Here is a 12,380-nt window from a genome sequence, read left to right as displayed (position 1 = left end):
GCGTGCTTCGAGCCTGCAAAACGTTTGTTACAGTAGCATCCCAGTAGCACTGTATCGCTTCCAAACTGGGTTAACTATAACAATCAAAGCTACTTTAGAAATACTACGGTATCAGACAGCTCATTACCCGACGGATTGTCTTCAAGATAATAGTACTGACCCAATAGCTGTCCAACCTCATCTAACAAATCAGTCAAGCTCTCTTCCGTTTTTTTATTGGCGATACCTGCCACCGCTTTGTCACACATCGCTCGCCATACGGTTGGACTGACGTGCGCACTTATACCGCGGTCAGCAACAATATCTAAGCTTTGTTCACAGATATTCACATAGACTAAGACACCGGTATTTTCTTCGGTATCCCACACCTGATATTCACTGAATAAGTCAATAGCGCGCGTGCGGCAGTTGATATGATAGGCCTCTTGGATGGGCAAATTGTTTTCTATCACTAAGAATATTTCACCGCGATGTCCACGCTCTGCTTTGGTCACTTTGGTCGTCAAACGCGCTTTGGCCTCTGATGTCAGCCATCTGCTATGCAGCATCGGGACAAACAGGACTTGTCGCCACCAGCGGGCAAAACTTGCCTGTGATGAGGGTAAGTTGTTTTGTGCCATTATATTATTTCCTCAAGTACGCCATTGCTGACTGTAATCTGATAAATATGGCCTAGTAAGTACTATCACTTAGTAAATATAGCCTAATGAATGAGTCTACCATGAACCGCCAGCACCGCCGCCGCCGAAGCCGCCACCACCACCACCGAAACCTCCTCCGCCAAATCCGCCGCCACTGCTACCGCCACCCAATCCTGGCAGGAAGACCATGCCGCCGCCGCGACCTCCACGACCACCGCCTGAACCACGCGAAATCAAGAACAACCATAGAAATATGGCCATGATAATGGTCATAAAAAGGCCACCGCCTAAGGCTAGTGAGCCGGCAAGAAATCCACCAGCGGTCAAAATAGAGCCAAATATTCGGCCAAAGATACTAGTGATAAAGCTGCCAAATATCATAGCCATAACGAATAAAGCGATCGAAGATGGGTTTTCATCTTCTCCTTGCTGAGCACTGCGCTCAGCGGCCTGCGCATCGGCACGGGCTAATACTTCAGGATCTGCATTTAAACGAGCCTCAAGAGCACTAACACCTGCAAAAAGGCCAGCAGCATAGTCGTTCTGCTTAAAAAGTGGGGTAATATCCTCACGAATAATGCGATTAAGCACAGAGTCTGGCATCACACCTTCTAACCCATAACCGCTTAGGATATAGATCTCACGGTCATTGACGGCCAACACAATTAGCAAGCCGTCATCAATGTCTTTATCACCCAGTTGCCATTTGTCCGCCACTTGCAACGCATAATCAAATATGGGTAGACCGTTAGTAGTCGGTACAATAACGACCGCCGCTTGGGCTAGGCCTTGCCGATAAATCCTATTCAGTTGCTCAGTCAAGCGTTGTTTTTGCTGGGCCGTTAAGATATTGGCCTGATCAACGACCGGTTCGTTCAATATCAGCTTATCGGCATCGATAGTAGCCGCACTCGACTCAACAGGCGGTAAAGGGGTTGCGGATTTGGTTTGTGCATCAGCCTTGTTTGTACTATCAGCAGCCGCATTGGGATTCAAAGCATCGTTGCCAAGCACTGCCTCATTAATGGCCTCGTTGCCCAACACCGCATCATTGATAGCTTCATTGGCCTCACCTGCTTTGGCCAAGGCCACTAAATCCTCAACACTACGATTTTGCATATCCGAGGTGCTATCAGCAGCGACAGCAACGTCATTCGGAGCGGCATACAGCGCGGGTGCACTACTGGCACCGATAATGAATAGTAATGCCGATACGATTGCTTTTGAATTATTCATCTAGTCTATACCACCTCGAGTAACATCCGTGCTGAATTATGTCGTGCTAAATTGGGCTATCGTGCGACGCTCAATGATGTATTAAAAATTCCAACCTAACCGATAAAGCCGCCGCTTGTGCCAACCGACACTAACACTTTATAGTAATAAAAACCTATCGTATAACCTGTAGCACCGTTTTACTTTCAAGCTTGTTGATTAAAGACTATTGATCAGTTAAAAACTACTGAGCGGTAGCCGCATCGTCTTCACCAAAGTCAACGCTTGGAGCAGTAGAGATGGCCTCTTCATTCGCTACCGTAAAGTTTGGTTTTACGTCCATACCAAATACTTTTGCGGTGATATTGGTTGGGAACTGACGCACAGTAGTGTTATAGCTTTGTACTTCTTGGATATAACGATTACGAGCAACCGCAATCCGGTTCTCAGTGCCTTCTAGCTGCGCTTGCAAGTCTTGGAACAACGCATCAGACTTTAGCTCAGGGTAACGCTCAGAAACAGCCATCAGACGTGATAATGCACCGCCCATCTGTGCTTGTGCTTCTGCATAGCGCTCCATTGCTTGTGGGTCATTGAGTACTTCCGGAGTCAAGGTGATGCCGCCTGCACGTGAACGCGCTTCGGCCACTTGCGTAAAGACGTCTTGCTCTTGATCGGCGTACTGCTGGACGACTTTAACTAAGTTAGGAACCAGATCAGAACGGCGTTGGTATTGGTTGACAACCTCTGACCATGAGGCAGTCACCTGCTCGTCTTGTGACTGGAGATTATTATAGCCACAACCGCTTAAGCTGACGGCTGATATTGCCAATACTACTGATAGTAACATAGGTTTTATAATAGCTTTACGCGACATATTTGTCTCTCCTAAGAATAATAAATAACTATAGATAACCGGTAACACATGCCTTGATAACTTTTTTATCTACTACGATAAGCATTTGTTATCTGTGCGCCTATTTATAGTAGGTCTTTATAGCAGGTTTCTGTGATATCTGGGTCTATGATATAAACACCTGTAATACAAAAGCTTATATGAAAACAACATTTAGACAGTTATCAATTATGATAGCGATTATACAGTGCTGGCTCTATAGCCTAAACATATGCTGCTAATAATGGCGTTAACATTGCTATTTTACAACTCACCGTTACCAAAACACAACGGCAGAGTCTCAATATGAATCACTACTTTTAATACTATCCCCTAAAAAATTCTTTCTCTCAAAACCTCTATATGACCACACATCCGTTTACTAACGACCCTTCTAAAACAAAAAGTATGCAGTAATCAAAAAAAAATCTAGTAATCAACATATATTTGTGGCAAATTGCAGTTACTTAACCGTATGTTTTGCACACAATCGGTAGTGGATTTGTTACTCAATTAGTATAGGCAGAGTACGAATTATCAATTGTTTTTCTCAACTTATCGTATAACTAGCACAAATACCAAGCTGAATGGCCATCAATTTTTTATCAATAACGGTTGAGATACCTGATAAATAATTGCCGCTTAAATCAATAGCGATGGGTATTAACAGTCATTTGACTGAGAGTTATGGGCAAGTTGAGACCATCATGACGGCTAGTTGCACGTTGAATGCTGTCACTCTTTTGCTGGGTATTTAACTATAGTAACCAACTGCTTTATTCGCTGGTTTTTTTGTTATTTATCCACTCTTACTGCGTGACGTCATGATATTGCAATGATTAAAATGGCAAAAGGAATTGCAGCCGCAGCTAATTTTAGCATCGGCACTGATTTTGATAAATAGTATTGATTAAACAATATTGATACTGTCAGTGTTGGTAATAAGGCAAGCGGATATACACGGACAACTACAAGCTATCCTGAGTGGTTAAGTGACTATAAATTTAAGTCGTTACGTTTAGTTTATACATCTCGCTTAAACAGTTAGACAAGCATAGCCACTTTGAGACAGTACTAGGAATAGAGATATGGAAGGTTTAGTCAATGTAGTAAACGGAATTATTTGGAGCCCAGCATTAATTTACTTATGCTTAGGTGCTGGTCTGTTCTATTCCATCATGACGCGCTTCGTACAAGTGCGTCTGTTCGGTGAAATGATAAAATTACTATTTACAGGTAAGTCTAGTAAGGATGGTATTTCATCATTTCAGGCACTTGCGGTATCGCTTGCCGGACGTGTGGGTATGGGTAACATCGCAGGGGTAGCAGCTGCTATCGGCTTCGGTGGCCCAGGTGCGGTATTTTGGATGTGGGTTGTGGCGTTCTTAGGTGCTTCAACCGCTTATGTTGAATCAACACTGGCACAGATTTACAAAGAAAAAGACGAGATTACTGGTGAATATCGTGGTGGCCCTGCCTATTACTTTGAGCGGGCACTTGGTCAAAAATGGTATGGCGTCCTGTTTGCGATTGCCTCTATTTTAGCCTGTGGAATATTCCTACCAGGTGTGCAGGCAAACGGCGTTATCAATGCCTTTGCACAGGTCATGGGCGAAGGTACTATAGTGAATGTCGGCGCATTAGAAGTCGGCTCTATGCGTTTAGTGGCGCTAGGTATTATTTTAGTGGTCCTAGGTATTATCATCTTTGGTGGTATTAAGCGTATTGCAACTTTTACCGAATACGCAGTACCTTTTATGGCAATCGGTTATATTGTCTTAGCCTTGCTCATTATGTTCGCTAATTATGAGATGATTCCACAAGTATTTGGTATGATTGTCGGCGACGCTTTCACCGCTCAAGCAGGCTTTGGTGCTGCTATCGGCTGGGGTGTTAAACGTGGTATTTACTCCAACGAGGCCGGTCAAGGTACAGGCCCTCACGCTGCTGCTGCTGCAGAAGTTGAGCATCCATCACAGCAGGGTTTAGTACAAGCATTCTCAGTCTATGTCGATACAATATTGGTATGTTCTGCTACTGCGTTCATGATTTTGACCATGGGTACTTATAATATCCAAGGTACACTGCCTGACGGTGAGTTCTTGGTACAGAACGTACCAGCCGATGTTGTAATTAGCTCACCATCCTTTACGCAGATGGCGATGGAATCAGTATACGGTTCCTTCGGTAATGTCTTTATTGCCGTCGCAGTATTCTTCTTTGCCTTTACTACTATTTTGGCCTATTACTATATCGCTGAAGTAAACGTTGCTTACTTAACCCGCTTTCTAGGAAAAGAAGCAGGTAAAATCGGTAGATTCCTAGTCAAAATCTTAATCATGGCGATGGTTGCCTACGGTGGTCTTAACTCAGCTGGCTATATCTGGGCTATTGGTGATATTGGTGTTGGCTTGATGGCTTGGTTGAACATCGTTGGTATCTTAGTCATCTTCATTGTGGCCCGTCCGACTCTAACCATGCTTAAAGACTACGAAGCACAGCGTAAAGCTGGCGTGAAACACTATAGTTTTGATCCCGCAAAATTTGGTATCAAAAACGCGCCATATTGGGAAGAGCGTCATCGCAAACAGATGGAAGACATGAATAAAGATCCTCTACATAAAGATCTTAAATAAGGCTATTTGAAGTAAGTCTTATCAAATAATCCTTAAGTAGTTCTTAGGTAAAATCAAAAAAAGCTCGTGGCGATGGTCACGAGCTTTTTTGTGGGACAACCGTTAGTTATATGGATAGCTAGTGATCCAATAATTAGCCTTCAGAGATAGGTCTTTTGATCGAAGATCTAAAAAATAGCCAGTACATTTAAAACAAGTAAAGCTATGAACTCTAGTCAATTCCTGTAATCACAGGGAACAGACCCGCTTGATGAACTGTCTGGGTTTCAGTTTCAGAAGTAAGTATCAATCACCTTTTATTATAAATAATATAACGAAGAAGCCAATGTACTGTCTAATGGCATAGGGTATGCGAACTTGTCGTCGTTATATATAAAAAGAGTAATCACAAGATACGTTACTTTTTTTGTTAAGACATAACTACGATATTAAAGTAATCGTCATTAGGGCGTGTTGAACATTCGACCATGGCACTGACAGAGACTATTTTTTAGTCGATTCAAGATTAAAAATATCTAGTTTAGTCATTCTAAGCGGATAGTTTTAATGAAGTAGTGGCAAAAAAGAGTCCTGTCCCACTGCGAGCATAGCTCTTGTCTTGCGGACGGGCAAAGCAGTGCTTTGCTTACTCCGTCCTCAGGGCTGATGCTAAAATTGCCCCCCCCCCAGCTATTCATGAGCAGTGTGTAGCAACTCTAGCTAAGGCATCTGCATTATCGTCAATTTGCCTCTTGTCTGGAACCATTTTAGCTATCAGCAGTGCCTATTTGTGAATGTTCAACACGCCCTAATAATACTTAAGGCAATCTAAAATTCCCATGGCTACGGTTATGGGTTTTTTATGGCTTACTTAAAATATATAGTGTTAATTGCTTTATTTATAAAAGCTTACTATGGATAAGAAATTGCACGCACAAAAAAGCCCAGCGTATAGCTGAGCTTCTTATCTTTGATTAGTCTACTATTAAGTTATTTACGAACAGTCTTATTCAAACAACTGTTATTTTGGTAATAATACAGTGTCAATAACATGAACAACGCCATTGGTTGCCATCATATCTGTTCCAACGATATTGGCCATGTTACCGCTAGCATCAGTGATAACATTAGCATCACTAATAGTAATCATTTGACCGTTAACAGTCTCGATAGGAGTGCCATAAGGAATATCTGCCGCTTTAACAACCATAGGAACTACGTGATACGGAAGAACGCTTTTTAGCAAGTCTGTATTGGCTAATAACTCTTCTTTAGTTACGTCTAGTTTGGTCAATACAGCAGCAAATGCATCATCAGTTGGGGCAAATACAGTATATTCGCCTGCTTCCATCATCATAGTATCAAGACCAGCAGCTTGCAGTGCCGCTGTTAGAATTGTTAAGTTTTCATTGCCAGCAGCCATTTCAGCGATACTTTGCGTAGCAGTCATATCGGCGGCCATATCAGCATCCATAGGGTCAACTTCGGCCATAGGCTCAGATTCAGCCATAACTTCAGGTTCAGCCACTACTACCGTTTCGGCATCAGTCTCAACTGGTGTAGCCACTTCCTCGTTGTTACTACAGGCAGCTAAAGGCAATACGATCATGGCCATTGCCAAGGATAATAAATTCTTTTTTAACATGGTTATGTCCTTATAGATGTTCATCAATAACTTGTTTGACCAGTAAAAATCTTTAAGGCTAGACAAAGTAGCTATCAATCAATCAATCAGTAATTAGTTAGTTGCTAAACGTTAATGAGCTGAATAGTAGTAATGCTAATACGGAAAGTATCCAATATTGGCAACTTAGCAGCCAGCTCATGGTGAGCGTCAGCTGACATTAATATCAGCTTTACCCTCTTATAACAGATATATTTAATCCGTTAATTCTTGCTTAAGGTTTATTTAGGCAATAACACTTTATCGATGACATGTACGACACCGTTAGTAGCTGCCATGTCTGTTTTCACAATATTAGCAGTACGTCCCATCTCATCCATCAACATGCCTTGACTGGTTACCATCAAGGTATCATTGCTAGCTGTCATAACATTACCAGGCTTAACATCTTTGGCATACATAGCCATATCACCACTGATGACATGGTAACCTAAGATTTTAGTTAATAGTGGTTTGTTTGCAAACAGTTGCGCTTTGCTCCTGCCGGTTTCAGTCAACGCTTGCATGAAGGCATCATTGGTTGGTGCAAATACTGTGTAATGAGCGTTAGGATCAGATAGCATACTGCCAAGCCCTGCTGCTTGTACGGCTTCTACTAGTATTGAGAAGTCAGGGTTGCTTTGCGCAAGCTGTACCACGTTCATTTTTGCCATTGATTGGCTGTGCATCGGCGCCTTCATTGCAGCCTCTTTTTGTGGCATCATGTTGTTACAGGCGCTAAGTCCAGCTATTGATACGGCTAATGCACCTAGGGTAGCGATTTTGGTAATTTTCATAGTTTTTTCCTTAATAATGAAGTATATCCTAGTTATTTTCTTACCGGTTTACGTGTGCTTCTCCAAAGATAAATAATCCTAAGATTGACTGAGGCTCAACAGCAAAAAAGCTATGAATACAGATTCACAAGACAATCTTATGAATCTGTATTCATAAGATTGTCTTATGAAAGACCCATCCTTCTGAAATTAAATTAACATATAAAATAATATAAGCAATTTGTGTTTACGCTACTTTTTGTAATAGCCGTGTAAGTTTCACCTCGTTTTTAAGCAAAATGGTAATTTTTAATTTTAAAAGCAAACTTATTGTACAAATACTGAGCAATCTTATATGTTTTAGTTCGTAACTCATTCGAATTTGCGATCATAATATTTTTGTTTATAATTCTAAGTCGAATGAATGTCTTTACTCCTATTTGGTAGCATGTTGACTACTAAGATTCATTATTGTTTTTATCTCTAAACTTAATTGCTAAAGATGACTAAAGACATGCCCGCGAGAGCTGGACTTTTCATGCTAAAATACTAAGAATTTGCATTTTTTGCTTTTGAATCTTATCCCTTTCTATCCTATCTTAATAATATTGACGATATAAGCAGCGTTCCTATGACCTCGATGACCTCTTCTACAGCCGATAATGCTCCTACTTTTTCTGCCACATCAGCCGGTGATGATTTTATACTGACGCCGCCAGCGGTTTTTCCTTATAAGGCACAGCAGCTCACTGCCCGTGCGCGCATCACTGAACAAATGGCATTACGAATCTTAGTGCTAGATGGCGCGATGGGAACCCATATTCAGAACTATAAGCTTGAGGAGTCAGACTATCGCGGTGAGCGTTTTGCTGATATTAATCAAGATGTTCGAGGTAACAACGACTTATTGGTGCTCTCGCAACCACATATGGTAAAAGAGATTCATAGCGATCATCTTGCTGCTGGCGCAGACATCATCGAGACCAACAGCTTTAATGGCACGCGGCTGTCGATGGCCGACTACAATATGCAGTATCTGGTGCCAGAGCTAAACAAGACCGCCGCCAAACTTGCCCGCGAAGCCGCTGATGAATTCACCGCTAAGACGCCAGAAAAGCCACGCTTTGTCGCTGGGGTGTTGGGGCCAACATCACGTACCTGTTCGCTGTCGCCTGATGTTAATGACCCCGCCTTCCGTAATATTACCTTTGATGAGTTGGTACTTAATTACCGCGAGTCGACACTGGCGCTGATGGAAGGCGGCGTTGATATTATCCTAATCGAAACTATTTTCGATACCTTGAACGCCAAAGCAGCAATCTTTGCGGTAACCGGTGTATTTGATGATATCGGTTTTGAGTTGCCGATTATGATATCGGGTACGATTACCGATGCGTCGGGTCGCACGCTTTCAGGGCAAACAGCTGAGGCGTTTTATAACTCAGTCCGCCACGCCAGGCCGCTCTCTGTGGGCTTTAACTGTGCGCTAGGCGCTGATGCACTCAGACCACATATTCAAACGCTCTCCAATATTGCCAACATGTATGTCTCTGCGCATCCAAATGCGGGCTTGCCCAACGAGTTTGGTGAATACGACCAAACGCCAGAGGAAACCACTGCCCTACTCGAAGGCTTTGCCAAAGCGGGTATTTTGAATATCGTCGGTGGCTGCTGTGGTACCACACCTGAGCATATCCGCCAAATTGCCAATATGGTGGCTAAATTCCCGCCGCGTGTGATTCCTGAGATTCCACCTGCCTGCCGCTTATCCGGACTTGAGCCGTTTAACATCACCCCTGCAAGCTTGTTCGTCAACGTCGGGGAGCGTACCAACGTTACCGGCTCCAAGAAATTCTTGCGTTTGATTAAAACCGAAGCCTATACCGAAGCACTTGATGTCGCTCGTGACCAAGTCGAAGGCGGTGCGCAAGTCGTCGATATCAATATGGACGAGGGCATGCTCGACTCCAAACAGGCGATGATTCATTTCGTTAATTTGGTTTCGGGTGAGCCCGATATTAGCCGTGTGCCCTTGATGATTGATTCTTCTAAATGGGACATTATCGAAGAAGGTCTGAAGCGTATCCAAGGCAAATCAATTGTTAACTCCATCTCCTTAAAAGAAGGTCATGATGAGTTCGTCGAACGAGCGCGTCTCTGTATGCGTTACGGGGCAGCGGTCATCGTGATGGCCTTTGATGAAGAGGGGCAGGCCGACACCTACGAGCGCAAAACCGGCATCTGTCAGCGCAGCTATGATGTATTGGTCAATGAAGTGGGCTTTCCTTCAGAAGATATTATCTTTGATCCCAATATCTTTGCGGTTGCCACTGGTATCACTGATCATAATAACTACGGCGCCGACTTTATTAATGCCACACGTTGGATTACTGATAATCTGCCCAATGCTATGGTATCGGGCGGCGTGTCCAATGTCTCGTTCAGCTTCCGTGGTAACCCCATTCGTGAAGCCATTAACTCAGTATTCTTATATCACACTATCAAAGCTGGTCTAACCATGGGTATCGTTAACCCCGCCATGCTTGAGCTGTATGACGATATCCCTAAAGAAGCGCGCGATGCCATCGAAGATGTGATGTTCAATCGCAACCAAGGTGAGACGGGACAAGATGCTACTGAACAGTTGATGACCGTCGCTGAAAATTACAGCTTTGGTGGGAAGAAAAAAGACAGCACAGTCGATCTGACATGGCGTGAAGACACAGTCGAAAAACGCATTGCTCACGCCTTAGTCAAAGGTATCACTACTTATATTGAAGCGGATACCAAAGAGGCGTGGGAAAAATATCCCAAACCGCTTGAGGTCATTGAAGGGCCCTTGATGGATGGTATGAACATCGTTGGCGATTTATTTGGTGCGGGTAAAATGTTCTTACCACAAGTGGTCAAATCCGCTCGGGTGATGAAACAATCTGTCGCGTGGCTCAATCCCTACATCGAAGCCGAAAAAGTTGAAGGGGAAACCAAAGGTAGAATCCTCATGGCGACGGTCAAAGGCGATGTCCACGATATCGGCAAAAACATCGTCGGCGTGGTGCTCGGCTGTAATGGCTATGACATTGTCGATATGGGCGTGATGGTACCGTGTGAAAAAATCCTCGATACCGCGCTTGCTGAAAAAGTCGATATTATCGGGCTATCAGGCTTGATTACTCCTAGCCTCGATGAGATGGTCTATGTCGCCAAGCAAATGCAAGAGCGCGGCATAACCTTACCACTGATGATTGGCGGCGCGACCACGTCCAAAGCTCATACAGCCGTCAAAGTCGAACCACAATATCAAAACAACGGCGTCATCTATGTGTCTGATGCCTCACGCGCGGTCGGCGTGGTCACTAAATTGCTATCAAAAGAAAACCGCCAAGGCCTAATTGATGAAACTCGCGCAGAATATATTAAAGTACGTGAACGCTTAGCCAAACGCCAACCTAAAGCCGCCAAAATATCGTATGCCGAATCAATCAAAATTGGCTTTAAGGATGATTGGGACAACTATGTACCGCCTACTCCTAACCAGCAAGGCCAAGTCATACTTGACGATTATCCAATAACCAATCTACTGCCTTATATTGACTGGACGCCCTTCTTTATCTCTTGGGGACTGGCGGGTAAATATCCCAAAATTCTGCAAGATGATGTGGTTGGCGAAGCAGCGCGCGACTTATTTGGTAATGCAGAAGATATGCTCAAAAAAATGATTGATGAGAAATTAATCATTGCTAAAGGGGTGTTTAAGCTCATGCCTGCACGGCGCACCGGTGCTGATACGGTTACTGTCTATGATAACGATCCAGCACAAGGCGGTAAGCCAACGTATCAATTCGAGCATTTGCGCCAACAAAGCGACAAAGCCAGCGGCAAGCCTAACTTTAGCTTGGCAGATTTCATCTCGCCATCAGAAGCGCACACCGACTACCTTGGCGGCTTTACGGTCTCCATGGTGGGTACAGAGGCGCTCGCTGAAGAATACAAAACCAATGGTGATGACTATAATGCCATCATGACTCAAGCATTGTCTGACCGCTTAGCTGAAGCATTTGCCGAACATCTACATGAGCTTATTCGTAAAGACTATTGGGGCTATCAGCCGGAAGAAACTCTGAGCAAAGATGAAATGATCAAAGAAAAATACATCGGCATCCGCCCTGCTCCTGGTTATCCTGCCTGCCCTGAGCATACCGAAAAGGGTAAATTGTTTGAATGGCTCGGTACGGTTGATGCGATCGGTACGACCTTAACGGAAAGCTACGCGATGTGGCCTGCCTCATCCGTCAGCGGGTTTTATTACTCGCATCCTGACAGTGTGTACTTCAACGTGGGGAAAATCAGCACCGATCAGCTAGAGAGTTATGCTGAGCGTAAAGATTGGGACATGAAAACCGCTGAGAAGTGGTTGAACCCGAATATGTAGGATTGGTTTGTACGCACTAACCCTTGATATATGGCAAAAATTAGAAAATAAATACTATTTAGACTTTGTCCAAACTCATTTTAACTCTATCAGCAGTGGGTTTTGTGAGCCTGATTATTAGTTGGAATTGACTGAAAATAGTT

7 protein-coding genes are annotated in these 12,380 nt (G+C 43.6%); 2 read left to right on the top strand and 5 right to left on the bottom strand.

All coding sequences use genetic code 11. The annotated features are described in order from the left end of the window. Positions 1-89: 89 nt before the first annotated feature. From U1P77_RS00675 to U1P77_RS00665, 3 genes are all read right to left on the bottom strand, one after another. Positions 90-620, bottom strand: coding sequence for a TPM domain-containing protein (locus tag U1P77_RS00675; protein ID WP_321155559.1), 531 nt, complete (start codon positions 618-620; stop codon positions 90-92). Positions 621-716: 96 nt separating this feature from the next. Beyond that, entirely contained in the window at positions 717-1,877 is a 1,161-nt protein-coding gene (locus U1P77_RS00670; protein ID WP_321155558.1) for a TPM domain-containing protein, read from the bottom strand. Positions 1,878-2,100: 223 nt separating this feature from the next. After that, positions 2,101-2,733, bottom strand: a complete 633-nt coding sequence (locus U1P77_RS00665; protein WP_321155557.1) for a LemA family protein — start codon at positions 2,731-2,733, stop codon at positions 2,101-2,103. Positions 2,734-3,839: 1,106 nt separating this feature from the next. On the opposite strand from U1P77_RS00665, the gene U1P77_RS00660 reads away from it, so the two are divergent. Next, complete coding sequence (locus U1P77_RS00660) at positions 3,840-5,387, top strand: alanine/glycine:cation symporter family protein (protein WP_321155556.1); 1,548 nt, start codon at positions 3,840-3,842, stop codon at positions 5,385-5,387. Between the two features lie 1,000 nt (positions 5,388-6,387). On the opposite strand, the gene U1P77_RS00655 is transcribed toward U1P77_RS00660, so the two are convergent. Together U1P77_RS00655 and U1P77_RS00650 are read right to left on the bottom strand one after the other, a co-directional pair. Then, positions 6,388-7,011 (bottom strand): fasciclin domain-containing protein, encoded by a 624-nt coding sequence (locus tag U1P77_RS00655; RefSeq protein WP_321155555.1) that lies wholly within the window; start codon positions 7,009-7,011, stop codon positions 6,388-6,390. 260 nt (positions 7,012-7,271) lie between these two features. After that, positions 7,272-7,826, bottom strand: a complete 555-nt coding sequence (locus U1P77_RS00650) for a fasciclin domain-containing protein (protein WP_321155554.1) — start codon at positions 7,824-7,826, stop codon at positions 7,272-7,274. 619 nt (positions 7,827-8,445) lie between these two features. On the opposite strand from U1P77_RS00650, the gene metH reads away from it, so the two are divergent. Beyond that, positions 8,446-12,237, top strand: a complete 3,792-nt coding sequence (metH, locus tag U1P77_RS00645; protein ID WP_321156565.1) for a methionine synthase — start codon at positions 8,446-8,448, stop codon at positions 12,235-12,237. Positions 12,238-12,380: the final 143 nt, after the last annotated feature.

The sequence above is a fragment of the Psychrobacter sp. LV10R520-6 genome (assembly GCF_900182925.1).
Classification (GTDB): Bacteria; Pseudomonadota; Gammaproteobacteria; order Pseudomonadales; family Moraxellaceae; genus Psychrobacter.
Note: the sequence above shows the minus strand (reverse complement) of the source record. Positions and strands in the feature narration are given on the sequence as shown.

Coding starts and splice junctions, on each gene's coding strand:
- U1P77_RS00670 (WP_321155558.1), bottom strand. CDS start 1,877: ATGAATAATTCAAAAGCAATCGTATCGGCATTACTATTCATTATCGGT.
- U1P77_RS00660 (WP_321155556.1), top strand. CDS start 3,840: ATGGAAGGTTTAGTCAATGTAGTAAACGGAATTATTTGGAGCCCAGCA.
- U1P77_RS00665 (WP_321155557.1), bottom strand. CDS start 2,733: ATGTCGCGTAAAGCTATTATAAAACCTATGTTACTATCAGTAGTATTG.
- U1P77_RS00655 (WP_321155555.1), bottom strand. CDS start 7,011: ATGTTAAAAAAGAATTTATTATCCTTGGCAATGGCCATGATCGTATTG.
- U1P77_RS00675 (WP_321155559.1), bottom strand. CDS start 620: ATGGCACAAAACAACTTACCCTCATCACAGGCAAGTTTTGCCCGCTGG.
- U1P77_RS00650 (WP_321155554.1), bottom strand. CDS start 7,826: ATGAAAATTACCAAAATCGCTACCCTAGGTGCATTAGCCGTATCAATA.
- metH (WP_321156565.1), top strand. CDS start 8,446: ATGACCTCTTCTACAGCCGATAATGCTCCTACTTTTTCTGCCACATCA.